This window comes from Fundidesulfovibrio terrae, assembly GCF_022808915.1.
GTDB lineage: Bacteria > Desulfobacterota > Desulfovibrionia > Desulfovibrionales > Desulfovibrionaceae > Fundidesulfovibrio > Fundidesulfovibrio terrae.
This window is the reverse complement of record NZ_JAKZFS010000001.1, coordinates 955,495-979,126: the sequence shown is the minus strand read 5'-3', so window position 1 is coordinate 979,126 and position 23,632 is coordinate 955,495. Positions and strand designations below refer to the sequence as shown.

The following is a 23,632-nucleotide window of genomic DNA, read 5'->3' as shown; positions in this document are numbered from 1 at the left end:
GAAGACGAAAAATAACACCTCCCCCCGGTTTATGGAAGTGCCCCGGGGGAAATTGTTCCGCAGGCGCGGCCGGTTAATCCTCGTCGTAGCCGTCGGCCCCGGCCTCGTAGGAGGCTTCCACCACGATGGCGATGCCGCCGCGCGGACGGAAGTCGCCCGTGACCATCATGCGGCGTGGTTTGCAGGCGGCCACCAGGTCATCCATGATGCGGTTGGTGAGGGTCTCCATGAAGGAGGGCTCGCCCCGGTAGCTGAACAGGTAGAGCTTGAGCGACTTGGACTCGATGCAGCGCTCGCCGGGCACGTAGGTGATGGCGATGGTGCCGAAGTCCGGCTGGCCGGTCATGGGGCAGAGGCTGGTGAATTCCTCAGTCTCGAAGGTGATCTGGTACTCGCGGCCGGGGAAGCGGTTGGGGAAGGTCTCGATGAGGCCGGGGTCCACGCGCTCGGGATATTTGGTGCCCGCCTGGCCCAGGTGGGTCAGGGAGGAAACGTCGTCTTTCATGCTCATGGGATGCTCCTTCTGCCGGCATATTTTGACGCCGGGCCGCATCTGGATTAGACTTTCGGGATATTCGCGTCAAATGGTGGGAATGATGTCGGTCATGGTCACGGAGATATTCCACTCCATCCAAGGGGAGTCCTCGCACGCCGGACGGCCGTGCACCTTCGTGCGCCTTTCGGGCTGCAACCTGCGCTGCGAGTGGTGCGACACGCGCTACTCCTGGGAGGAAGGCCAGGCCATGAGCCGCAGGGACGTGCTCTGGGCCGTGGCCGGACACCGCTGCCGCCTGGTGGAGATCACCGGCGGCGAGCCCCTGGCCCAGCGCGAGACGCCGCGCCTGGCCGCGCTTCTGCTGGAACACGGCTACGAGGTGCTGGTGGAGACCAACGGCTCCTACCCCGTGGACGTGCTGGACGAGCGCGTCACGGCCATCGTGGACATCAAGTGCCCCTCCAGCGGCATGCACACCTGCACCGACTGGAGCAACCTGGAGCGCCTGCGCGCCCGTGACGAGCTGAAATTCGTCATCGCCGACCGCCTGGACTACGAATACGCCACGCGGGTGGTGCGCCGGATCCTGCCCCAGGAGCGCCACATCCACTTCTCGCCGGTGCTGTCGCGGCTGGCCCCGGCGGAGCTGGCCGCCTGGATACTGGAAGAGCGCCTGCCCATCCGCCTGAGCCTGCAGCTGCACAAGATCATCTGGGACCCCGAGGCGCGCGGGGTCTGAGGGCGTCATCGCGGACGGATTACGCACAAGACACCGGACCCCATATGCGGGGGGTCTGAATTCATACCGAGGTTCATCGTGAAGAACGCCGTGGTTCTCTTTTCCGGAGGACTCGACTCCTCCACCTGTCTGGCCATCGCCAAGTCCCAGGGATTCAACGCCTACGCCTTGAGCTTCCGCTACGGGCAGCGCCACACCGTGGAGCTTGAGGCCGCAAAACGGGTGGCCAAGCACCTGGGCGCGGCCGGGCACCTGATCCTGGACGTGCCGCTCGGGTGCATCGGGGGGTCGGCCCTGACCGCCGACATCGACGTGCCCAAGGACCGCGACGTGGCCGTGATGGAGGAGGAAATCCCCGTGACCTACGTCCCGGCCCGCAACACCGTCTTTTTGTCCCTGGCCCTGGCCTGGGCCGAGGTGCTGCCCGCGGCGGACATCTTCATCGGGGTCAATGCCCTGGACTACTCGGGCTACCCGGACTGCCGCCCCGAATTCGTGGCCGCCTTCGAGAACATGGCGAACTTAGCCATAAAAGAGGCCGTGGAAGGGCGCTTGAAGATGAAGATCCACGCCCCCCTCATGCACTGGGACAAGGCCAGGATCATCCAGGAGGGCATGAAGCTCGGGGTGAAATACGGGCTCACGCACAGCTGCTACGACCCCAGCCCCGAGGGGCTTGCGTGTGGCAGATGCGATTCGTGTCTGCTCAGGAAGAAGGGGTTCGCCGAGGCGGGGGTGGACGATCCGACGGGGTATGCCTTGGACGCGAGCTGACCTACAGGCCGAGCCAGAGGGCCAGGGTCCGGTTCACCTGCACCATGACCTCGTCGCTCACGCGTCCGGCCACTTGCCGCACCCGCTCGCGTTTCACGGCCGACACTTTGTCCACCATGATCTGCGAGGGAGCCTGGAGTCCGTTGGCGGAAGATGGTTCCACCGGAATCCGGAACAGGGGGGCGTCGATGAGGTGTGACGACAGTGGGCAGACCACCACGCTCGCATGGGTCTCGTTGGCTTGGTCGTGCTGCACCACCAGCGCGGGGCGCGTCTTGCCGTAGTCGCCGGACATGGCCACGATGACGATGTCGCCTCGTTTCATCCGGCGTCGTCCCAGGCGCTTGCGTCCTCAAGAAAAGCCAGCACGTCCTGTTCGTCGGGCCCTTGGCTGGCCAGCATGGATTGCCGCCGCAATTCTCCGGCGATGGCCGGGGAGCGGGTATCCGGCACCCATATCTGAACAGGCCGAAGGCCAGCCTGCTTCATGCGCACCCTGTACTGCTTCATCTTCTGGCTGGGGCTGAGAGGGGAATGCGTTTGCATATCTTTGCGTCCTCCGGCAAAACGTAACATAGTTACCATCCCGGCAGATGTCAATTGCCCCAAGGCCCCTCACCTCACCGTCCGAGCCCCTTCAGATATACCCAGGCGATCCCCAACAGCTCGTGGGCGCATTCGTAGGATTTTTCCATCCCGTAGGGGGTGGGGAGGAACATCGTGAAACTAAACGGCGCCCCTGACGATGTGAAGTGCGTCGGGGCCGCCACCGGGTCCATGCCGTATTTGCGGAAGAGCAGCATGGACCTGGGCATGTGCACCGCCGACGTCACCAGGAGCATCTTCTCGCCGTTCACCATCTTGGCCACGGCGACGGCCTGGTCTTCGGTATCCAGCGACTTCGTTTCCAGCACGATCTCCCCTTCGGGAACCCCCAGCTCGCGCGCCAGCTTGGCCATGATCTCCGCCGCGGCCACCTGCCCGTCCAGCACGCCTCCGGAGATGAGCAGCTTCGCCCCGGGTATCCTCTTGAGCAGCAGGACCCCCTCCACCAGCCTGTGCATGGTGGCGTCGTAGTTCTGGCTGGTCAGAGGCGTGCGGTCGTCGCTGGCGGCGTAGCTGCTGAGCACCACCACCCACTTCACGCCCTGGGGGATGTCCGCCTGGGTGAGGATGGGCTTGTATTCGTATTCCAGCCGCCTGAGGATTTCGTTGGAGAATACCGGCATGGACTGCGCCAGCAGCAGGACCAGCCCGGCCAGGCAGAGCATGCGCCCCGCCCTGGCCCTCCTGGGAACAAACGACATGGCCACGCCGAGCGCGAGCGCCAGGACCATCAGCGAAAAGGGAAACAGAAAGAAGGACAGTATCTTCTTGAGCAGCATGGGACTCCCTGTCATCCGCCGCACAGGTAGTGCGCGTTGAACGGGTCCGTGGGGATCTCGCACACCTCCACCGTGGCGAATCCGGCCTCGCGGAGCATTTCGAGCGCCCTGCCGCGCCCCCACATGGTGCCCAGGCCCGCCCCGCCGTCCACGAGCCCCACCGGCATGCAGTGCATCAGGCTCACCGTATAGAGAAACGCACCCAGCGGATGGTCCACATTGCCCGAAAGCTCGGTCTCGGCCTTGATGTCCACCATGGAGAAGAGCCCGCCATCGGCCAGCACGGCCCGTATCCCCTTGAGCACATCCAGGGGCCGGGTCTGGTCGTGCACGGCGTCGAAGGCGGTCACGTAGTCGAAGCTCCCGGCCAGGACCGGATCGTCTTTGAGTCCGGCCGCGTCGCGCAGCTCGAACCGGGTGTTGGAAATCCCCAGGCGTCCGGCCTCGGCGCGCGCCACCGCGAGCGCCTCCTCCGAGATGTCGATGCCGGTGAAGCTGCTCTCCGGGAAGGCTGCGGCCATGAGCAGCACCGCCACTCCCTCGGAGCATCCCACGTCCAGCACCCGGATGCCCCGCTTGAGACGCGCGACCACCGCGCCCCCGGCCACGGACGGCAGGAACACGTCCACCAGCATCTTCCTGTGCTTGGCCTCGGCCACCTGGGCCATCCAGTCGTGGAACGGCGGATAGCGGTCGTAGGGCACGCCCTCGCCCGTGCGGAATGCGCGCTGCACGTCGTCCAGGACGCACCGGGTCAGGATCGGCAACTCCTGGGTGTAGACCCCGATGTTGCCGCTTCCGGCCCGGCGGGTGAGCAGGTCCGCGTGCTCGCGCGGAAGCGTGAACAGGTCCTCGCCGGAGGGGGAGACGGCCAGGTCGACGATGCCGCCGCAGACCATGACGCACAGCCACTCGCGCACGTAGCGCCCGTCAAGGCCGGCCTCGCGGGCGATCCCGTCGCTGGTGGCCGCGCCGCCCAGGCGGTCCATGGCCTCCAGGAGGCCCGTCCGGTAGCCCAGGCACAAGGCGGTGTTCACGGCGGATGCGTTCAGGACGGCGGTCATCTTCCCGGCGAATGCGGCGCGTCTGTCGTCGGAGGCGGAGGTCATGGTCCGTGCTCCCTCGTTGTGCTTCTACTTGAGAATAAACCCCAGGGCCTTGAGGTTCCTGCCCCAGCCGCTCCAGTGTCCCGTCTCCATGGTCAGCAGCCGGCGGTGCTCGTCATAACGGGCGTGCACGTTGGTCTCGATGGAGCACCTGCGGTCGTAATTGGTGTGCGAGAGCGCCAGTTCCCACTGCCCGCCCCCCAGATCCTTCACCTTCTCCACCACGAACACGTGCCCGGTGCTCATGCGGTGATTGGAATTGTCGCCCAGGATCAATATCGAAACCGCGGTGGGCTTGCCGGTCACGTGTCCGTTCTGGTCCTCGCACTTGTACCAGCTGATGGGCGAGAGTTCGTAGTTGCCCCGGCAGCAGGAATTGCCCGTGCGGCAACGCCCGTAGGGCAGGCTCTGCGGCTCGCAGCGGTGGAAGAGCCGCCCGTGGCTCAGGTTGTAGCACGGGTGCTTGCCGCCGCTTACGTCGATGGGATCGCCCGTATCCTGGACCTTCTTCTTGCCCTTCTTGGCGGCCAGGGCCGGAGCGCCCTGCCCCGCCAGCACAAGTCCGAGGACCACCGCCAGGACCCAGGCTATCCTCCTCGCCGACACCAACGCGACCAGAGCACGCTTCATGCAACCTCCTCCATCCAGCCCGGCCCGACCACCACCGGCCCCCGGGGCATGGGCGCGAAGCTGAATCCGTCGATCAGTTCATGGGGGGAAACCAGGCGCGGAGCGTCCAGGAGCCCGGCCTTCCAGGCCAGGTATCCGGTGATCGCCTGCGCAGAGACTCCCGACTCGCGCAGCAGCCCGAGGTCCACGTCGCCGCGCCGTTTGGAGAGCCGCCTGCCGTCAGGGTCCAGCAGCAGGGGCACATGGGCGAAGGCTGGTTCGGGCCAGCCGAAGGCGCGGAAGAGATGAATCTGCCGGGCCGTGGAATCGAGCAGGTCCGCCCCGCGCACCACCTCGGTTATGGCTTGCGCCGCGTCATCGGCGACGACCGCCAGTTGGTAGGCGTGCGTTCCGTCTGCGCGGCGCAGCACGAAATCGCCGCAGTGCGCGGCCAAGTCCTGCGTCTGCGGCCCCAGCGCCAGATCCGTGAATTCGATATGCAGGGCGGGCACGGCAAGCCGCAGCGAGGGCCTTCTGCCCTGGGCCTGCCGGGCCTCGCGCTCGGAAACGGAGAGGTTCAGGCAGGTTCCGGCGTAGACCGGCTCGGCCTCACCCGCGTGGGGGGCGCGCACCACGTCCGCGTGGGCGACGCAGGGTGTTCCGCACTCGTGGCCCGTGCCGGGGGCGCTCCCGGCCTTGGCCGCCAGCGCGGCGTCGCGCAGTTCGGCCCGGGTGCACCAGCACGGGTAGACGAGCCCCCGCGCCTCCAGCAGTTCCAGGCAGCGCTGGTAGTACTCACGGCGTTCGTCCTGGCGGTAGGGGCCGTACGGGCCGCCCTTGTCCGGGCCTTCATCCCAGTCCAGGCCGAGCCAGGCAAGGTCCTGGAGGATTGCCCGGGCGAAATGCTCCTTGGAGCGTTCCGGGTCCAGGTCTTCCATGCGCAGCACCACCGCCCCGCCCTGGGAGCGCGCCGACAGCCAGGCCATGAGCGCGGTCCAGGCGTTGCCCAGGTGCATGCGCCCGGACGGGCTCGGGGCGAAGCGGCCCCGGGTCGTCATTTCCCGGCCCTGGCCTTGGCGATGAGTTCCGGACGGTACTCGAAGTGCATGATGTCGAACTCGGCCCACTTGCCGCCCCAGATGAAGCCGTGGCGCTCGAAGACCTCCGTCACCTCGGGGGGGAATGCTTTGCGCAGCCCCAGGGGATCGTTGCCCTTGTACCACTGCCAGTAGGTGTTGCGCTTGGCGTTCAGATCGATGGCCGCGCCGAAGCTGTGCATGGACAGGCGCTCCGTGCCCGCGATGGCCCGCCAGGCGAAGGTGCCGCTTATTGGCATAAGACGCGCCCGGATGTCCGGCCTGGCGGCCAGGGATTCAAGCTCCCGCCCCACGGCCTCCAAGGCCTTGGCCGCGCCGTTGCGGGAATTGAACATGACGGTGGTGTTCAGGAAGGGCACCGGCACCAGGTTGGCCTTCACTTCGGCCGGGTCGTGGCCGTAGACGGCCTTGAAAAAGGCGGTAATGCGCCTGCGTCCGGGATGGAAGTTAGGCTCCGGCTCCGACGTGACCGGCCCCAGGGGATAGGGCTGGGCCAGCATGTCCTCGATGTCGGGGTCGTCCAGGGCCTGCTCGGGAGTCTTCACCCTGCCGTCGTCGTAGACCAGGCGCACGCCGTCGCTCAGCGTGAGCCCGCCCGCGTCGATGGATTTCACCGCCTCGGGGTAGAAGCGGCGCATGAGTTCCAAGTCGGAGGTCTTGTCCGCGAAGGCGGAGGAGGCAATCAGGATCGAAAGAACGAGCAGGGGAAGGATGATCTTTTTCACGAGGCGCACAGTGTCACGCCGGGCGGGCCGGCGTCAAACCGATTCCGTGCGGAGGCCCGCCGCCCGGTCTCCGGCTACCCTTGCGGCAGACGCCGTGCCCGGCGCTGCTCGAGCCTGCGCCGGGTGCGAACAGGTCCCCTACACCTTCTTGTGCAGGAGCTTCTGGAAGATGGCCTCGGCGTTCTTCTCGGCCTTCTGGAGTTCGTCGGCGGTGAGGCCGCAGCCCAGGGCGATCATGCGCCGCATCTCCTGGGACACCAGGTCGCCGGGCGCGTGGGCGTCGTTGTCGATGACCAGCTTGGCTTTCAACTTGCGGGCCATCATGGCCACGTGCCCGTTGGTCAGGCTATGGCCCTTGCGGGTGGTGATCTCCAGGCACACGCCTTTCTCGGCGGCCAGGGCCACCTCCTGCTCGGTGATGAGCCCAGGATGGGCCAGCACGTCCGCGCCGCCCTCGATGGCCGCAAGGTTGGTCCCCCTGGCCACGGGCTCCACGATGGTCTCGCCGTGCACCACCACCAGCATGGCCCCGGCGCGCCGGGCCTCCACGATAAGCCCGGGGATCAGCGCGGGCGGACAGTGGGTCAGCTCCACGCCCACGGCCAGGTTGCAGTCCAAGTATGGGCCGGTCTCATCGGCGAAACGGCGCAGGTTCTCGATGATGTGGTACATGTTGGAGGGGTCGGCGTGGTCGGTGATGGCCAGCCCCTTGTACCCGGCCTTGGCGGCGCGGCGCACGAGTTCGGCGGGGATGAGTTCGCCGTCGGAGAACGTGGTGTGGGTGTGCAGGTCGATCATGGCTTCATCTACATCTTGTATTTGGTGTCGTCGGGGTTGTAGCTTTCCAGGATGTCGGCCCACTTGTCCTCGCCCTCGGCGCTCGCTCCGGGCTTGGGCTTGGCCTCGGACAGGGACGCGATCACCTTGGGGTCCACCAGGATGGACGCCCCGGCGCGCAGGGCCAGGGCCACGGCGTCCGAAGGACGCGCGTCGATCTCGATCAGCTTGCCCCCCTGGTCCACGGAGATCACCGCGAAGAAGGTGCCTTCCTTGAGTTCCGTGACCGACACGGCGCGCACCGTGCCGCCCAGGAGCCCGAGCGCGGTGAGCAGCAGGTCGTGGGTCATGGGCCGGGGCAGCTTCACCTCGTTGAGCGTGAGCGATATGGCCATGGCTTCCATGGCGCCGATCCAGATGGGCAGGGTGATCGTGTCCTCGACGTCCTTGAGGATGAGCACCGGGGCCTGGGTGTCCTCGTCCAGGGCCAGCCCGAAAACCTTCATCTCTATCATGACGCCCCCTCCCCCCAGAGTGAATGCTTCTTGGCCTGGGTGATACGCACCGAAACGATACGCCCCGTGAGGTCCGGCTCGGCCGGACCCGCGAAGTTCACCACCCGCCCGGCCTCGTCCCGGCCGCGCCAGGCCGGCTCCTCACTTCCCCTGCGAAAGCCTGGGCCTTCAACCAGCACCTTGGCCGTGGTTCCGGCCAGGCTTTCCAGCATGGCCTCCTGCTGGGCATTTTGCAAGGCCTGAAGCTCGGCCAGCCGCCAGGATTTGATCTCGTCCGGCACCTTGGGCTCCATCTTCACCGAGGCCACGCCGGGGCGGTCGCTGTAGAGGAAGGAGAAGGAGCCCTCGAAGCGCACCTGGCGCATGAGGTCGAGCGTGGCCTTGAAATCCGCCTCGGTTTCGCCGGGAAACCCCACGATGAAATCCGTGGAAAGCGAAATGTCCGGGCGCGCCCTGCGCAGTCCTTCGACCTTCTTCAAATATTGATCGACCGTGTACTTGCGCCCCATGCGTCTCAGCACCGCGTCCGACCCGGACTGCACCGGCAGGTGCAGGCTGGGGCAGAGGTTGGGCAGGTCGCCGAAAGCCTCGATGACCTCCTCGGCCAGGTCCTTGGGGTGCGAGGTGGTGAAGCGGATGCGCTCGATGCCGGGAATGGCGGCCACGGCGCGCAGAAGCTGCGGGAAGAGCACTCCGTCGCCGCCCGCGTCCAGGCCGTAGCTGTTCACGTTCTGCCCCAGGAGCGTGACCTCCCTGACGCCCGAACCCGCCAGCGCGAAGCACTCCTGAAGCACCGCGGCGCTGGCCCGGGACTTCTGGCGGCCGCGCACGTGGGGCACGATGCAGTAGGCGCAGAAGTTGTCGCAGCCCTGCATGATGTTGACGAAGGCCGTGGGCGAGGCGGCCTTTCCGGGCAGGGCCGGGTCGCGCTCCAGGTAGTCTTCGGTGAAATCCAGAAGCGACAGGCGAAGCTTGGGTTCGCGGGCCAGGCGGGCCAGGGCGGCCGGGGCCTGGGACACGCCGTCCGTGCCGAAGACCAGGCGCACGAAGGGAAAGCGGTTCCAGAGCTTGGTGCCCACCTGCTGGGCCACGCAGCCGCCCACGGCGCAGAATATGGAGGGATCGCGTTCGAGGTGTTCGGAGAGCCTGCCAAGCAGGCTGTAGACCTTCTGCTCGGGCTTGTCGCGCACGGAGCAGGTGTTGACCACATAGACCTGGGCCTCTCCGGCGGGGACCTGTTCCCAGCCGAGGCCCTCAAGGCTGCGGCCGAGCCAGCCGGAGTCGGCCGCGTTCATCTGGCAGCCGAACGTGAGGACGTGAAACTTCATCCTCGCATCATAATGCATGGATTGGCCGCGGTCAAAGGGCGGGAAAACGCTCCCGCGCGCGGGCGTCACTCCCGCCCGTGCCCAAGCCAGGCGGAAAAGCGCTCCAGCACCTTGGCCAGCATCTCGTCCGTGCTCGAGGCGGCCGCGTCCAGCACCAGTTCGGCCCGGGGATCCTCCTCGAAGGGGACGTCCACGCCGATGACCTGCCCCAGGCCCTCGAACTTCTGGCCCGTGGCTTTGCGCTTCATGGCCTTGGCGTAGAGCCCGGCCATGACCGTGCCCTCGGGCCTGGCGGATTCCCGCTTCATGGCCGTGGTCACGCCGCAGCGCAGATGCACCTCCGCGAAGCGTTCGATCAGCTCGCGGGCGCGCTCACGCATGGCCACCTGCGGGCCGGAACCGTCCATGAGCACGATCCTGCCCTCCCCGGCCAGGCCGGCGGCCTCCTCGGCGAACATCCTGTAGGCCTCGGCGCGCTCCTTGACGGTGTAGAGGGGGCGCGGCGTGTAGTGGGCGCGCCGGGCGTCCATCTGGAGGAGCACCGCGTCCAGCCCCCGCTTCTTCAACACATCCAGCACGGCCCTGGCCAGGGTGGACTTGCCCGATCCGGGCAGCCCGGTGAACCACAGGGCGGCCCCGGTCTTGTCGGCCTCTGGTCCTTCCGTGTCGTCCAGGGCGGCGTTTCCGTCAGTTTGCATATTCCTACCGTGATACCGTTTGATCCCGCGGAGCTATCGGGGATTCCAAAGGGACCCCGTCCCTTTGGCCGCCGGAGGCATCTTCCCTCCTGCTCTTACTCCAAATACTTATTGATCCCCCGCCAGTCGAACCGCTCCTCTTCCAGCACCCGCTCCAGGAAGCGCAGCAACCCCTCGCGCACCGGCTCGGGGTGGTGGGGGTACCACTGGGGCGAGGCGATGACCAGCCCGCGGAACACATAAAAAGGCGCAATGACTTCCAGTATCTCCTCGTCCCCCGTCCGTTCCAGGTACTCTTCCCAGAAGGCCGTATAGAGCTTCTCGAAGTCGCCCTGAAGCCTTGGCGTGCCGGTCTGGCCGTAGAGGCCGAAGAGCACGAAGTTGAGGCTCATGGTGGAGACGTCGTCGGCTGGTTCTCCGAATTCGCCCCTGCTGCGGTCCAGCACCGAGAAGTCGAACCGCCCGCCGTCCTCGCGCACCAGGGTATTCCAGGGGTGGAAGTCGCCGTGCACCACGCTCAGGCGGTGGTTGTAGCTTCTGAGCTTCCAGCGCCAGTCCACCACGCGTTTCTCCAGGGCCTGAAAGCGCTCGGGCGGGAACTTGTCGTAGGGATGGGGGTAGGCGTCCACCAACCCGAAGATGCACTCGGAGGCCCCGATGAGGTTGCGCACGCGGCGCAGGTAGAGGTCCGGGTCGTCGCTCTTGTCCGCGTGGATTTCGGCCAGCCAGCCCGCGAAGTCCCGGGCCAGGGCGATATCCGCGGGTGTGGCTCCCTCGCGGACGATGCGTTCGAGCGTCTCGTGGTAGCCGTCGCCGTCCACCAGCTCGGTGAGGATGAAGAATTCCTTGGGGTCCACCACTGCGGCCATCTTGTCGTGCACGTCGAAGTAGCCCAGGCCCATGGGCTTGGCATGGCGGGGCAGGCGTCCCGAGGTCTCGTGCTGGAACATGAGGATGGCGGCGCGGTCCCAGTAGAACTGGTGGCCGTACTTATCGCCGCGCATGATGGAGAGCACGGCGGACTTGAGGCGGCCCTCCACTGAGAACTCCAGGCGCAGGGGCTTGCCGTAGCCGAACTCCTTCATGCCCTGGGTTCCGACCTGGCCGATCTCGCCGAGCCAGGTGAGTTTCGCGGTATCGCCGAACACCTGGCGCAGATAGGCCTGGATTTTTTCCGGGCCTATGACCAGGGGGGTCTTTTCCTCGGTTCCCTTGCGCATGACGCCTCCCGGGCGCGGTGCGGCGCCCTCACGATCCGATCATGCAGGCGGCCGGACCGGCACTCGAAAGCCCGGCCCCCCGCCTGCTGAAACCGTCCCCCTAGTCGGCCTTGCCGAAGTTCTCCTCGTAGCGCGCCCAGAATTCGGCCTCGGTGAAGGCGTGTTCCTGGGTGCCGTGCTGCTCCACGCAGTAGGCGGCGCACACCGCGCCCATGCGGGCGGCCACGGGCAGGGGCTTGCCCTGTGCCAGGCCGCGCAGGAGGCCCGCCCGGAAGGAGTCGCCCGCGCCGGTGGGGTCCTTGACGCCCGAGATGCAGGCGGCGGGCACGCGGGTCTCCACGCCCTTTTCATTGATGACCGAGCCTTCCTCGCCCAGGGTGGTGATGAGGATGCCCACCCGGTGCAGGATGGACTCCTTGGTGAGGCCGGTGGCGTTCATGATGAGTTGGAGCTCGTAGTCGTTGGTGATGAGGTAGCTGGCGCCGGTGAGCATCTCGGCCAGCTCCTCGCCGGAGAAGGCGGTGATGTTCTGGCCGGGATCGTAGAAGAAGGGGATGTTCAACTCCTTGAACTTGGCGCTGTAGAACTTCATGTCCGCCAGGCAGCCGGGGGCCACGATGCCGAGCGTGGAGGCCGGGTCGAAGCCGTCCAGGGAGAACCCGGCCTGGACCTTCATGGCCCCGGGGTTGAAGGCGGTGATCTGGTTGTCGGTCTGGTCGGTGGTGATGTAGGCCCCGGCGGTGAATTCCTCGGGCACGTTGCGGATGCCCTGCATGGTGAGCCCGTGCTGGGCCAGCCAGGCCGCATAGGGCTCGAAGTCCTTGCCCACGGTGGCGATGATGGTGGGGCTGTCGCCCAAAAGGCTCAGCGAATAGGCGATGTTGCCGGCCGTTCCGCCGAACTTCTCCTGCAGGTCCTGAAGCACGAAGCACACCGAGAGGATGTGCAGCTTGTCGGGCAGGATGTGGTCGGCGAACTTGCCGGGGAAGGTCATGATCCGGTCGTAGGCCATGGACCCGAAGACGAGGATGCGCATCGAGGCTCCTTACGATTGCGGACCGGTTTCGGCGGAAATCCAGTCCAGGAAATCGGGGTTGCCGGCCGCCACCGGCAGGGCCACCACGCAGGGGACCTCGTAGGAATGGAGCTCCTTCACCCGCGCCACCACCGCATCCACCAGTTCGGAGCGGGTCTTGGCCACGAACAGGGCCTCGTCCTCCTCCTGGACCGCGCCGTCCCACCAATACAGGGATCGGACGCCGTCCAGGACGTTGGCGCAGGCCACCAGGCGCTCCTGGACCAGGGTCCGGCCGATGGCCAGGGCCTCGGCACGGTCCCGGGCGGTGACGTAGACGAACACGGCCGCCATGCTAGTTGCAGACCGGCTTGTCGCCGGGCTTGCGGGAGGCCAGCCAGGAAACCAGGCCGGGCTTGTCGGCGGCATCGAGCTTCGCGCCGTTTCTTATCATGTGCGACACCGTGGCGTCCCAGGCGTCCTGGTCCTTGACTCCCAGGTTTTTGCAGATGCGCGCGGGGGTGTGGCACCTGGTGCACACGCTTATGACGGTCTGCGCTGGGTCCTTGTCCTGGGCCCGGGCGAAAGCGGGGAGGCAGACGCCGAGGGCCAGGCACAGCACCATGGCCAGACGGGTACGTGTCATAGGTCGGACTCCTTGAAAAGGGCAAGTTTGACCCTGAATACACAAGTTTGCCGATTTTGCAACGCGCCGAGGCTTGCCCCTGCCCCCGGGCGTGGCTAGGATGATCGTATGTCACGACGTGAACGGCTCATGGAGTATTACCGGTCCATGCTGGGCTCGCTGGGTCACAGGAACTGGTGGCCCGCAAAGACGCCCTTCGAGGTGTGCGTGGGGGCCATCCTCACCCAGAACACCGCCTGGACCGGAGTGGAAAAGGCCATCGCCAACCTGGAAGGGGCGGGGGCGCTTACCCCCGAAACCCTGCGCGGCCTGCCGAGGCCTGAGCTTGAGGAGCTGATCCGCCCGGCCGGATATTTCCGGCTCAAGGCCGAGCGCCTGTCCGGCCTTTTGGACTATCTGGAACGGAGCTGCGGCTTCGACCTGCCGGAGCTTTCCCGGCGCGACATGGGCCAGGTGCGCGAGGAGCTTCTCGGGGTGCGCGGCGTGGGCCCCGAGACCGCGGACTCCATCCTGTGCTACGCGCTCGGCATGCCGAGCTTCGTGGTGGACGCCTACACCCGGCGCATCCTCTCCCGGCACGGCCTGGTTCCCGAGGACGCCCACTACGACGAGCTGCGAGACTATTTCATGGACGTGCTGGACCCCGATCCGGCCCTCTTCAATGATTTCCACGCCCAACTGGTGCGCGTGGGCAACCGGTTCTGCAAGACCAGGAAACCGCTGTGCGAAGAATGCCCCCTGGGACCCTTTCTTTCCTGATCCTGGTCCTGGCCCTGTCCGGGGTCCCCGTTCTGGCGGCGACGCCCTACCCGCTGACGGCCACCCCGGCCGAACTGGCCGCGCGCCCGGAACTGGAAAAGATCCAGTCCAACATCCGCGTCCTGGAGGCGCGCCTCAGGCAGCAGGCCACGCGTTTCGCGGCCCTTTCCGGCGAGGCAGGCAGGCTCTCGCGGGAGCGCCAGGGCCTCGAGGACGAAATCGCACAGCTCACCGGCAGGCTTAAAACCATGTTGCCCGCCCTCTGGGAGATGGACGTGCGCCTGAAGGGCGTCATGGACGCCTCCGTGGCTCCCTGGGACGAGACCGACCGGGGCCTCGCCTGGCTGGGCTCGGTGTACGCCCAGGCCCGCGAGGATCTGAACCGGCTGCGCATCAAGAACAACGAGCTGGCCGCCAATATGGAGAAGGAGGCCGGGCTCAAGCCCGAGGCCGACGCCCAGGGCTCCCAGACGGAATCCTCCCGGGACGCGCTTTTGGCCGAGCGTCTGAAGCTCCTGAAGGAGCTCACCGCGCTGCGCCGCGAGCGGCCCGCCCCTCCGGAACAGCTGGAACGCATCCTGGAGCAGGCGTCCCTGGCGGACTTCTCCCCTCTCGGGGTCGCGGACAAGCCCTTCGAGGCCGCGCGCGGGGTGCTGCCCTGGCCCGCCAAGGGAACTTCCGCCCAAGGATTCGCCCCCCAGACTTCGCCCGCCGTAAACGGCGTCTCCATCGCCACTGCCCCCGGAGCCAAGGTGACGGCGGTGCACTGGGGGAGGGTGGCTTTCGCGGGCGAAGTGAAGGGCCTGGGCCACGTGGTGGTGCTGGCCCACGGGGGAGGCGCGCTGACGGTCTATTCCCGCCTCTCTTCCGTGTCCGTTTCGCCCGGCCAGGAGGTCGCGCGCGGCGCCATCCTGGGCGCGGCGGGGGAACTCTCGCCGGGCGGTGCTTCCGGCATGTCTTTTGAATTGCGTTTTGGCTTGAAACCAATTAACCCCAGCCGATGGCTTATTGTCGGTTAAAACGCCGGCAGGGCTCAAGGCTTGCTGACGCATCCGGCCCCTGCGGCCGGTCTCTCGCTGGAGGCGATTCTATGTCCCGCATTTCCAAGACCGGGGTGGCCGTGATCGTTGCCGCCCTGATCCTCACCGCCGGATTGGCCCTGGCTCAGGAGGACCGGTTCGGTCCCCTCAAACGCTTCAGCCAGGTGCTCGACCTGGTGGAGAACAACTACGTCAAGAACGTGACCCGCCAGGAGCTCATCGACGGGGCCATCGTGGGCATGCTCCAGCAGCTCGACCCGCACTCCAGCTTCCTCTCCAAGGAAGACTTCAAGGAGATGCAGGTAAGCACCTCGGGCGAGTTCAGCGGCATCGGCATTGAAATCTCCGTGGAGAACGGACGCATCACCGTCATCTCCCCCATCGACGACACCCCGGCCGACAAGGCTGGACTCAAGGCCGGCGATGTCATCGTGGAGATCGAGGGCCAGTCCACCCAGGACATGTCCCTCATGGACGCCGTGCAGCGCATCCGTGGCCCCAAGGGCAAGCCCGTGGCGCTCACCATCGTGCACAAGGGCAGCAACAAGCCCGAAAAGCTGCGCATCGTGCGCGAATCCATCCCCATCGTCTCCGTGAAGAGCTCCGAGGTCGAGCCCGGCTACCTGCTGGTGCGCGTCACCCGCTTCAACGAGAACACCACCGCCGAACTCAAAGACTCGGTCGCCGCCTACACCAAGGGTGGAACGGCGCTCAAGGGCATCATCCTCGACCTGCGCAACAACCCCGGCGGACTGCTCGACCAGGCCGTGAGCGTCTCCGACTTCTTCCTGACCAAGGGCCGCATCGTCACCATCAAGGGCCGCAAGGACGAACAGCGCAAGGACTTCGACTCCAAGAAGGACGGCTTCGAGCCCTCCGTGCCCGTCACCGTGGTCATCAACGCCGGAAGCGCCTCGGCCTCCGAGATCGTGGCCGGAGCGCTGCAGGACAACAAGCGCGCCCTGCTGGTGGGCGACAAGAGCTTCGGCAAGGGCTCGGTGCAGACCGTGATCCCCTTGAACGACGGCTCGGGCATCAAGCTCACCACCGCCCTCTACTACACCCCCAGCGGCCGCTCCATCCAGGCCGAGGGCATCGAGCCCGACTTCAAGGTGCCCCTGCAGCAGGACACCGACAAGGAAAAGGACCTCTTCGCCCAGGGACACCAGGTGCGCGAACGCGACCTGAACCGCCACCTGGACAACGTCAGCCGCAAGAAGAAGGCCGACGGCACCGATCCCAAGCAGAAGATCAAGGAACTCATGGAGCACGACAACCAGCTGAAGCTGGCCCTGGAACTGCTCAAATACGCCCCTGTGAGCGCATCGGCCCAGTAGCATGGCACAGAAACGCCCCGGCAAGCCCCGGCGGCGCTCTCCGAAACAACAGCGCGGCCGGGCACCCACTCCGGCCGCGCTCGTTTTTTTCGCGGGCGTGGCCGTGGCCGCCATCCTCCTGTTCTTCGGCTACGCCTTCTACTACCTGCCAGAAAAGCAGGGTCCCAAGGCGCCCCCGGCAACCCAGACCCAGCCCAAGCCCCAGGCGCAAGCTCCGGCGCCGCCCGTTCAGGCCCCACAAGCCCAGGCTCCTGCGGCCGGGCAAAGCCCGCCGTCGGGCCAGGGCCAGGCTCAGCCAGGGGGACACGCCCCCGACCAGACGCCATCCCAGGCGCAAGCGCCCGCCGTACCGTCGACGCCCGCGGTTCAGGCCCCGCCAGCCCCCACAGCCCCGGAAGCAAAGCCCGGCAATCCGCGCCTGGCCGTGGTCATCGACGACCTGGGCGGCTCCCTCGACCAGGCCAGGGACATTCTGGACCTGGGGCTGCCCGTCACATTCTCCATCATCCCCGGCCTCACCCACTCCAAGGACGTGGACGCCATGGCCGCCAAGGCGGGCATGGAGGTCATCCTGCACCAGCCCATGGAGGCCCACGGCAACGCGCCCGAATCCCCCGGCACCCTGCGATCCGGCATGAACGTGCCCGAGGTTTCGCGCATCCTGGCCGCACATCTCGCCCAGCTGCCGCACGCCGTCGGCGTGAGCAACCACACCGGCTCCAAGGCCACGGAAGACCCCGTGCTCATGGCCGCCGTCATGGGCGAGCTCAAAAGCCGCAACCTGTTCTTCCTGGACTCCATGACCTCGCCCAAAAGCGTGGGCCTCAAGGAGGCCGCCCGCGCCTCCGTGCCCGCCCTGCCCCGGACCGTGTTCCTGGACAACGAGCGCGGCCAGCAGGCCTCGCTTCTCATGCTGGCCCAGGCCGAGAAGGACGCCCGGACCAAGGGCCGCGCCGTGGCCATAGGCCACCCCTACCCCGAGACCATCGGGGCGCTGGCCGTGTGGAGCCTGCGCCGCGACAAGGGCGTGCAGTTGGTGAGCTTGTCGAAGATTATCAAAGAGTAAGGCGAAGAAAGAGAGAGGAGTGAAGATGCCTCCGGCGGCCAAAGGAACTTCGTTCCTTTGGAATCCTTTATAGCTTCGCGTCCGGGGCGGAACGGCGTTACAAAAACGTCACAATTGCGGCGTTTGGCGCATGATGTTAGGAGAGTTTCGGTTTTTTTACTCTCGTCGAAACATCGCAGAACAAGGAGCAGGCATGAAACGGATTCTCACGCTGGCGGCAGCAGCCGTCCTGGCCCTCTCGGCCACCGTGGCCATGGCCCAGCAGAAGGTCGTCTCCATCACCCAGATCGTGGAGCACCCCGCCCTGGACAACGCCCGCAAGGGCTTCATGGACGGCCTCAAGGAAGCGGGCGTTGACGCCAAGTTCAACGTGCACATCGCCCAGGGCAACGCCGCCACCAACGTGCAGATCGCCGGCCAGATGCTCGACGAGAAGCCCAACCTGGTCCTGGCCATCGCCACCCCCGGCGCCCAGGTCTGCGCCCAGAAGATCAAGGACATCCCCGTCCTGTTCACCGCCGTGTCCGACCCCGTCGGCGCGGGCCTGGTCAAGACCATGGACGCCCCCGGCGGCAACCTGACCGGCATGACCGACATGCCCCCCGTGGACAAGCAGCTCGAGCTCATCAAGAAGATCCTGCCCAAGGCCGCCAAGCTTGGCGTGGTCTACAACGCCGGCGAGGCCAACTCCGTCAGCCAGGTGAACGCCGTCAAGGCCGCCGCCGCCAAGATGGGCCTCACCGTGGTCGAAGCCACCGTGGCCAACTCCGGCGGCGTGTTCCAGGCCGCCAAGAGCCTCGTGGGCAAGTGCGACGCCGTGTACATCCCTCTGGACAACACCGTGGTCTCGGCCTTCGAGTCCCTGGTGAAGGTCTGTGAGGAGAACAAGCTGCCCCTGTTCAGCTCCGACAACGAGTCCGTGGAAAAGGGCGCCATCGCCGCCCTGGCCGTGGACTACTACGCCATGGGCAAGCAGACCGCCGGAATGGCCAAGAAGATCCTGGACGGCGCCAAGCCCGCCACCACGCCCGTCGAGGCCCTCAAGAACCTGGACGTGCACCTGAACCTCAAGGCCGCCAAGGCCCAGGGCGTCACCGTGCCCGCCGACGTGATTGCGTCCGCCAAGAAGAAGTACGAATAGTCGTGTAAAGCCTCCGGCGGCCAAAGGGCTTCGCCCTCTGGACACCCGTATAGCTTCGCGCCCCCGGCTCAATAACTGTCGGGGGCGCGATTTTCGTTGGCTTTACAAACAGGCGATTTCAGGGCACACGTCCGGGGTTTCGCGGCCCGTTTTTCAGCAAATCCTGGAGCCACCACCAACATGTCGTTCTACGCTTTCATAGGCGCGCTCGAGCAGGGCTTCGTCTTCGGCCTCATGGTGCTGGGGGTGTATCTCACCTTCCGCATCCTGGACTTCCCCGACCTCACGGTGGACGGTTCGCTCCCCCTGGGCGCCGCCGTGTCCTCCGTGTGCATCGGCGCCGGAATGGACCCCTACCTGTCGCTCATCCCCGCGACCCTGGCCGGATTCTGCGCCGGGGCCGTGACCGGGCTTCTCAACACGCGCCTCAAGATCCTGCACCTGCTCTCCTCGATCCTGACCATGATCGCGCTCTACTCCATCAACATCCGCATCATGGGACGCCCCAACTTCACCCTGCTCGGCAAGTCCACCGTGCTGGATCCGCTTGCCGCGCTGGGCATGCCTTCCTGGATGGCCGCCCCGGCGCTGTTCGCCTGCGTGACCGTCCTCGCCGCCGTGGGCCTCATCTGGTTCACCCGCACGGAGCTCGGCCAGGCCATGCTGGCCACCGGCGACAACCCGCGCATGATCACGGCGCTCGGCGTCAACACCGGCAACATGATCGTCCTCGGCGTGGGGCTCTCCAACGCCCTGGTGGCCCTGTGCGGCGCGCTGGTGGCCCAGAACCAGGGATCGGCCGACGTGAACATGGGCGTGGGCACCATCGTGGCCGGGCTCGCCTCGGTCATCATCGGGGAAACGCTCCTCGGCCAGGGGCGCATCGCCAAGATGATCCTGGCCGCTGTGCTGGGCTCGGTGGCCTACCGCCTGGCCATCGCCCTGGCCCTGTCGCTCAAGGTGGGCAGCTTCTCCTTCGCCCCGAGCGATTTGAACCTCATCACCGCTGTGGTGGTGGTGGCCGCGCTCACCGCGCCCAAGCTCAAGCGGAAGGTGGCAGGCTGATGCTCACTCTCTCCGGAATCACCAAGCGCTTCCACAAGGGCAGCATCAACGAGGTCCTGGCCCTGGACGGAGTCGACCTGGACATCCGCAAGGGCGACTTCATCACCGTGATCGGCTCCAACGGCGCGGGCAAGTCCACGACGCTCAACTGCATCGCGGGCTGCTTCATGCCGGACAAGGGCTCCATCACCCTAAACAGCGAGACCATCACCACCTGGCCCGAATACAAGCGCGCCCGCTTCATCGGCCGCGTCTTCCAGGACCCGCTCATGGGCTCGGCCGCCTCGCTCTCCATCGAGGAGAACATGGCCCTGGCCGACCGCCGGGGCAAGGTGCGCGGGCTCTCCGCCGGGGTGAAGGCGAAAGACCGCGAGCGCTACCGCGAGCTGCTCTCGCGCATCGGCCTGGGCCTTGAGAACCGCCTCAAGGACAAGGTGGGGCTCCTCTCGGGCGGGCAGCGCCAGTCCCTGACCATGATCATGGCCACCATGGTGCGCCCCGAAATTCTTCTTCTGGACGAGCACACCGCCGCCCTGGACCCCAAAACGGCCGGGCACGTGCTGGAGCTCACCGACAAGCTGGTGGAATCGGAGAAGCTGACCACGCTCATGGTCACGCACAACATGAACCACGCCCTCAAGCTGGGCAACCGCCTGATCATGATGCACCAGGGCCGCGTGATCCTGGACATCGACGGCGAGAAGAAAAGCCGGTTCAACGTGGAGGATTTGCTGGAGCGCTTCTTCACCCTCAAGGGCGAAGCGTTTTCCTCGGATAAGATGCTCCTGGTGTAAGCCGTCCGCGCGCCTTTGGGCATGGGGTGTGCCCCTTGTGCGCGCTTCAACCGGTGCCGGTGGGGAACCGGGAAAGCCTCCCGCGATGGGCGCGGGGAGCTTCCGAGCCAGGAGCGTTTGGACTAACGAACCTCCAACCTAGGAAGGTCCCCGATGGAACTCACCCTCTGCCTTATCAAGCCCGATGCCGTGAAACGCAACCTTGTCGGCGGCATCCTCTTCATGATCGAGAAGGCGGGCCTCACGCCCGTGGCCATGAAGATGCTCAAGCTTGACCAGCGCCTTGCCGAAGGCTTCTACCACGTCCACAAGGAACGCCCCTTCTTCGGCGAGCTGACCGAATACATGGCCTCCGGCCCCATCGTGGCCATCGTGCTTGCCGGCGACAACGCCATCAAGCGCTACCGCGAGCTCATGGGCGCCACCGACCCCGCCCAGGCCGCCGACGGCACCATCCGCAAGGTGTACGCCGTCTCCAAGCAGGAGAACTCCGTGCACGGTTCCGACGCCCCCGAAACCGCCGCCTTCGAGATCTCCTACTTCTTCAACGCCACCGAACTGGTAGGATAACACCATGGGCGCGACCATCTCCTTCATCGGCACGGGCAACATGGGCGCGGCCCTGATCAAAGGGCTCGCCCGCATGGACGGCGTGAAACTGGCCGGATTCGACCTGGACCGCGACAAGCTCAACGTCTTGTGCGTTGAGTGCTCGCTCACGGCCGTTTCGTCCATCCACGAGGCCGTGGCCATGGCCGACTACGTGGTCATGTGCGTCAAGCCCCAGCAGATGAAGGCGGTGCTCGCCGATGTCCATCCGGCGCTCGCGCCGGGCAAGTGCCTGATATCCATCGCGGCCGGGGTCTCGCAGGCCCAGCTGGCCGAATGGACCGGCCACGTCTGCCCGGTGGTCCGGGTCATGCCCAACACCCCGGCCCTGGTGGCCAAGGGCGTCTCGGCCGTGTGCCTGGACGACCCGCACCTGAGCCAGGAGCAGAAGGGCATGGTCCAGGACATCTTCTCGAGCATCGGCAGCGTCCACGTGCTCGAGGAAAAGGGTTTCGACGCCTTCACCGCCGTGGCGGGCAGCGGCCCGGCCTACGTCTTCTACTTCATGGAAGCCGTGATCGAGGCCGCCGTGCACGCCGGGCTCCCCAGGCCCCAGGCCACCAAGATCGTGGAGGACCTCTTCGAGGGGTCTCTCGCCCTGGCCAAGCAGAGCCTGACCCACGTGAGCCTGCTGCGCGAAATGGTGACCTCCCCCGCCGGGACCACCATCGCCGCCCTGACCCACATGGACCGCCAGGCCGTGCGGGCATCGATCATCGACGCGGTGCTCGCCGCCAAGAAGCGCAGCGAGGAACTGGGCAACTGAACCCGCCGGATACAAACGCACGGGGGCCGGTCCGCGGGGACCGGCCCCTTTTTCTTTTCCTGCCCGTCGCAATCGCCAGCCAGGCCACCGGCTTGCCGCGCCTGCAAGTCCGTACCCGCTTCGCCCCCGAATGTGCGCTCAGCGCTCCTCGAACACCTCGCGCGCGGCGAAGAGTCCGTTCAGCGCGGCCGGAAAACCCGCGTACACGGCCATCTGAATGAGAATCTCCACGATCTCTTCCCGCGTCAGCCCCACCTGGAGACCGGCGGCCACATGCACCTTGAGCTGCGGGCGCATGGTCCCCCGCGCGGTCGCCGAAGCGATCATCACGATCTCCTTGGCCTTCGGCGTCAGGATGTCCCTGGCGATCACGTCGCCGTAGCTGAAATCCAGGATGAACCCGGCCATGTCCGGCGCGATGTCCGCAAGCGACTCCAGCACCGCCCTTCCCGCTCCCCGGCTGGTTGACTCCAGCGCGGCAAGGCCGCGTTCGCGCCGGTCCTGGCCCTCGGGATACGCCTTCACGGGCTCCAGGGTGATCCCGCGGCCGTCGAAGACCTTCCGGGCTGCGCCCAGGGCGTTCAGCGCGGCCGGAAAGCCCGCGAACACGGCCACCAGAGAGAGCACCTCCACGATCTCACGGGGCGTAACGCCCACGTTGAGGGCCGCCCCGATGTGGAAGCCCAGCTGCTCCGGGGCCGTGCCCATGGATGCCAGGGCGGCCACGGTGGCGGTCTGGCGCGACTTCAGGTCCAGCCCCGGCCGGGAGAGCACCTCGCCGTAGCCGAAGGCGATGACGTACTGGGCCACGTCCGGCGCAAGCCCGGCGAGCGCCTCGTTCAGGGCGGCGGGCTGGCCCGGGGCCATGGAGTCCAGCAGCTTCCAGCCTCTTTCGAACACGTCGGTATCCATGTTTATTTCCTCCTGCCGGGCCGTCCGGCCTCGGCCATGCGGGAACCTTACGCCCGGCCGTGACGATATGAAAAATACTCTTTTATGGCATCATTAATACATATATCATATCGTCATGAACCTCAAACGCTTCGAATGCTTCGTCGCCGTGGCCGAAGAACTGCACTTCGGCCGCGCTGCCATGCGCCTGAACATGTCCCAACCGCCTTTGAGCCAGCAGATACGCGCCCTTGAGGACGAGCTTGGCGTGCGCCTCTTCGAGCGCGGCACGCGCTCCGTGAGCCTGACTCCCGGCGGCTTGGCGTTTCTTCCCGAGGCCCGCAAGGTTCTCGAGGGCGCCCGGCGAGCCGCCGAGGCAGCCCGGCGCGCCCAGGCAGGAGAGAGCGGGACGCTTGCGGTGGGCTTCGTGAATCCGGCCATGGACGGCTTCCTGGCTAGGGCCGTGCGCGAGTTCCGGCGGCAGCGACCGGGCGTGGAGCTCGCTCTCAGAGAGATGGCCAGCAGCGCCCAGTTGGCCGCCGTCCGGGCCGGGACGATCCACTGCGGCTTCGTGCGGCACGGCTGGCTTGATTTCGACGGGCTTGAAACCATCCTCGTGCGTCGGGAACGATACGTGCTGGCCGTTCCCGAGGACCACGCCCTGGCGCGGCGCAGGCGCGTTCCCCTGGCGCGCCTGGACGGGGTGGAGCTCATCCTGTTTCCGCGCGCCTTGCAGCCCCGGCTCCACGACGCCATGATCGCGGCCTTGGCCGGTGCCGGGGCGAGCCCGCGCATCGTGCAGGAGGCGGTCTCCAAGCACACGGCGCTGTCGCTTACGGCGGCGGGCCTGGGCGTCGCGCTGGTGCCGGAGTCGGCAGCGGCCTGGCAACGGCAGGGGGTGCGCTTCGTTGCGACGACGGGCGGGCTGCCGGTGGTGGAACTGGCGGCGGTGCTCCCCCTCGCGGCGCACCCGGCGGCCGCGCTCCTGGCGGCCATTGCCGCTGGGAACAGCCCGCCGGAAGCGCGGCGGTAAA

Annotated in this window: 29 protein-coding genes; 12 read left to right on the top strand and 17 right to left on the bottom strand. The window is 66.6% G+C overall.

Annotated elements, in window-relative coordinates:
- Positions 1 to 73: 73 nt before the first annotated feature.
- Positions 74 to 511 (bottom strand): preQ(1) synthase, encoded by a 438-nt coding sequence (gene queF, locus ML540_RS04495; RefSeq protein ID WP_243358792.1) that lies wholly within the window; start codon positions 509 to 511, stop codon positions 74 to 76.
- Positions 512 to 584: 73 nt separating this feature from the next.
- On the opposite strand from queF, the gene ML540_RS04490 reads away from it, so the two are divergent.
- Positions 585 to 1,235, top strand: a complete 651-nt coding sequence (locus tag ML540_RS04490) for a 7-carboxy-7-deazaguanine synthase QueE (RefSeq protein WP_243358790.1) — start codon at positions 585 to 587, stop codon at positions 1,233 to 1,235.
- 78 nt (positions 1,236 to 1,313) lie between these two features.
- Entirely contained in the window at positions 1,314 to 2,009 is a 696-nt protein-coding gene (gene queC / locus ML540_RS04485; protein ID WP_243358789.1) for a 7-cyano-7-deazaguanine synthase QueC, read from the top strand.
- A 1-nt stretch (position 2,010) separates the two neighbouring features.
- On the opposite strand, the gene ML540_RS04480 is transcribed toward queC, so the two are convergent.
- The 15 genes from ML540_RS04480 to ML540_RS04410 all read right to left on the bottom strand — a co-directional run bounded on the left by ML540_RS04480 (position 2,011) and on the right by ML540_RS04410 (position 13,130).
- Complete coding sequence (locus ML540_RS04480; RefSeq protein WP_243358788.1) at positions 2,011 to 2,334, bottom strand: type II toxin-antitoxin system PemK/MazF family toxin; 324 nt, start codon at positions 2,332 to 2,334, stop codon at positions 2,011 to 2,013.
- Positions 2,331 to 2,555 carry an antitoxin MazE family protein gene (locus ML540_RS04475; protein WP_243358787.1) on the bottom strand — a complete coding sequence of 75 codons (225 nt, stop codon included), beginning with the start codon at positions 2,553 to 2,555 and terminating at the stop codon, positions 2,331 to 2,333. The genes ML540_RS04480 and ML540_RS04475 overlap by 4 nt, the downstream gene beginning before the upstream one ends.
- 74 nt (positions 2,556 to 2,629) lie before the next feature.
- Entirely contained in the window at positions 2,630 to 3,394 is a 765-nt protein-coding gene (locus tag ML540_RS04470; protein ID WP_243358786.1) for a YdcF family protein, read from the bottom strand.
- Positions 3,395 to 3,405: 11 nt separating this feature from the next.
- Complete coding sequence (locus tag ML540_RS04465) at positions 3,406 to 4,503, bottom strand: class I SAM-dependent methyltransferase (RefSeq protein ID WP_243358785.1); 1,098 nt, start codon at positions 4,501 to 4,503, stop codon at positions 3,406 to 3,408.
- A 24-nt stretch (positions 4,504 to 4,527) separates the two neighbouring features.
- Positions 4,528 to 5,130: a hypothetical protein gene (locus ML540_RS04460; RefSeq protein WP_243358784.1), complete on the bottom strand. Its 603-nt coding sequence runs from the start codon at positions 5,128 to 5,130 to the stop codon at positions 4,528 to 4,530.
- Entirely contained in the window at positions 5,127 to 6,167 is a 1,041-nt protein-coding gene (gene gluQRS, locus ML540_RS04455) for a tRNA glutamyl-Q(34) synthetase GluQRS (protein WP_243358782.1), read from the bottom strand. Before gluQRS ends, ML540_RS04460 begins: the two co-directional genes overlap by 4 nt.
- Positions 6,164 to 6,940 carry a M15 family metallopeptidase gene (locus ML540_RS17920; protein WP_243358780.1) on the bottom strand — a complete coding sequence of 259 codons (777 nt, stop codon included), beginning with the start codon at positions 6,938 to 6,940 and terminating at the stop codon, positions 6,164 to 6,166. The genes gluQRS and ML540_RS17920 overlap by 4 nt, the downstream gene beginning before the upstream one ends.
- Before the next feature lie 129 nt (positions 6,941 to 7,069).
- Positions 7,070 to 7,729, bottom strand: a complete 660-nt coding sequence (locus tag ML540_RS04445; protein WP_243358778.1) for a histidinol phosphate phosphatase domain-containing protein — start codon at positions 7,727 to 7,729, stop codon at positions 7,070 to 7,072.
- A gap of 8 nt (positions 7,730 to 7,737) precedes the next feature.
- Entirely contained in the window at positions 7,738 to 8,223 is a 486-nt protein-coding gene (locus ML540_RS04440; protein ID WP_243358776.1) for a bifunctional nuclease family protein, read from the bottom strand.
- Positions 8,220 to 9,551, bottom strand: coding sequence for a tRNA (N6-isopentenyl adenosine(37)-C2)-methylthiotransferase MiaB (miaB, locus tag ML540_RS04435; protein WP_243358774.1), 1,332 nt, complete (start codon positions 9,549 to 9,551; stop codon positions 8,220 to 8,222). The genes ML540_RS04440 and miaB overlap by 4 nt, the downstream gene beginning before the upstream one ends.
- Positions 9,552 to 9,616: 65 nt before the next feature.
- The gene (locus ML540_RS04430; RefSeq protein WP_243358773.1) at positions 9,617 to 10,249 is read right to left on the bottom strand and encodes an adenylyl-sulfate kinase; all 633 of its coding nucleotides are present in this window, start codon (positions 10,247 to 10,249) and stop codon (positions 9,617 to 9,619) included.
- A 95-nt stretch (positions 10,250 to 10,344) separates the two neighbouring features.
- Positions 10,345 to 11,469: a phosphotransferase family protein gene (locus ML540_RS04425; RefSeq protein WP_243358771.1), complete on the bottom strand. Its 1,125-nt coding sequence runs from the start codon at positions 11,467 to 11,469 to the stop codon at positions 10,345 to 10,347.
- A gap of 100 nt (positions 11,470 to 11,569) precedes the next feature.
- Positions 11,570 to 12,505, bottom strand: coding sequence for a carbohydrate kinase family protein (locus tag ML540_RS04420; protein WP_243358770.1), 936 nt, complete (start codon positions 12,503 to 12,505; stop codon positions 11,570 to 11,572).
- Positions 12,506 to 12,514: 9 nt separating this feature from the next.
- Positions 12,515 to 12,838 (bottom strand): divalent-cation tolerance protein CutA, encoded by a 324-nt coding sequence (gene cutA / locus ML540_RS04415; RefSeq protein WP_243358769.1) that lies wholly within the window; start codon positions 12,836 to 12,838, stop codon positions 12,515 to 12,517.
- Between the two features lies 1 nt (position 12,839).
- The gene (locus tag ML540_RS04410; protein ID WP_243358768.1) at positions 12,840 to 13,130 is read right to left on the bottom strand and encodes a hypothetical protein; all 291 of its coding nucleotides are present in this window, start codon (positions 13,128 to 13,130) and stop codon (positions 12,840 to 12,842) included.
- 108 nt (positions 13,131 to 13,238) lie between these two features.
- On the opposite strand from ML540_RS04410, the gene ML540_RS04405 reads away from it, so the two are divergent.
- From ML540_RS04405 to proC, 9 genes are all read left to right on the top strand, one after another.
- Positions 13,239 to 13,889, top strand: coding sequence for an endonuclease III domain-containing protein (locus ML540_RS04405; RefSeq protein WP_243358767.1), 651 nt, complete (start codon positions 13,239 to 13,241; stop codon positions 13,887 to 13,889).
- A complete protein-coding gene (locus ML540_RS04400; protein ID WP_243358766.1) occupies positions 13,862 to 14,908 on the top strand; it encodes a murein hydrolase activator EnvC family protein in 1,047 nt (348 codons plus the stop codon). Before ML540_RS04405 ends, ML540_RS04400 begins: the two co-directional genes overlap by 28 nt.
- Before the next feature lie 71 nt (positions 14,909 to 14,979).
- Positions 14,980 to 16,266 (top strand): S41 family peptidase, encoded by a 1,287-nt coding sequence (locus ML540_RS04395; protein ID WP_243358765.1) that lies wholly within the window; start codon positions 14,980 to 14,982, stop codon positions 16,264 to 16,266.
- A gap of 1 nt (position 16,267) precedes the next feature.
- Entirely contained in the window at positions 16,268 to 17,332 is a 1,065-nt protein-coding gene (locus ML540_RS04390; RefSeq protein ID WP_243358764.1) for a divergent polysaccharide deacetylase family protein, read from the top strand.
- Positions 17,333 to 17,525: 193 nt separating this feature from the next.
- Positions 17,526 to 18,473: an ABC transporter substrate-binding protein gene (locus ML540_RS04385; protein ID WP_243358763.1), complete on the top strand. Its 948-nt coding sequence runs from the start codon at positions 17,526 to 17,528 to the stop codon at positions 18,471 to 18,473.
- A gap of 180 nt (positions 18,474 to 18,653) precedes the next feature.
- On the top strand, positions 18,654 to 19,538 hold the full coding sequence (locus ML540_RS04380) for an ABC transporter permease (protein WP_243358762.1): 885 nt from the start codon (positions 18,654 to 18,656) through the stop codon (positions 19,536 to 19,538).
- Positions 19,538 to 20,332 carry an ABC transporter ATP-binding protein gene (locus ML540_RS04375; RefSeq protein ID WP_243358761.1) on the top strand — a complete coding sequence of 265 codons (795 nt, stop codon included), beginning with the start codon at positions 19,538 to 19,540 and terminating at the stop codon, positions 20,330 to 20,332. Before ML540_RS04380 ends, ML540_RS04375 begins: the two co-directional genes overlap by 1 nt.
- A gap of 153 nt (positions 20,333 to 20,485) precedes the next feature.
- Positions 20,486 to 20,902, top strand: coding sequence for a nucleoside-diphosphate kinase (gene ndk / locus ML540_RS04370; protein WP_243358760.1), 417 nt, complete (start codon positions 20,486 to 20,488; stop codon positions 20,900 to 20,902).
- A gap of 4 nt (positions 20,903 to 20,906) precedes the next feature.
- The gene (gene proC / locus ML540_RS04365; protein WP_243358759.1) at positions 20,907 to 21,707 is read left to right on the top strand and encodes a pyrroline-5-carboxylate reductase; all 801 of its coding nucleotides are present in this window, start codon (positions 20,907 to 20,909) and stop codon (positions 21,705 to 21,707) included.
- Positions 21,708 to 21,845: 138 nt separating this feature from the next.
- Here the strand turns inward: proC and ML540_RS04360 are convergent, their stop codons facing one another.
- Positions 21,846 to 22,619, bottom strand: a complete 774-nt coding sequence (locus tag ML540_RS04360) for a carboxymuconolactone decarboxylase family protein (RefSeq protein WP_243358758.1) — start codon at positions 22,617 to 22,619, stop codon at positions 21,846 to 21,848.
- Positions 22,620 to 22,734: 115 nt separating this feature from the next.
- Here ML540_RS04360 and ML540_RS04355 point away from each other — a divergent pair, with 115 nt between their 5' ends.
- A complete protein-coding gene (locus tag ML540_RS04355; RefSeq protein WP_243358757.1) occupies positions 22,735 to 23,631 on the top strand; it encodes a LysR substrate-binding domain-containing protein in 897 nt (298 codons plus the stop codon).
- Position 23,632 lies beyond the last annotated feature (1 nt).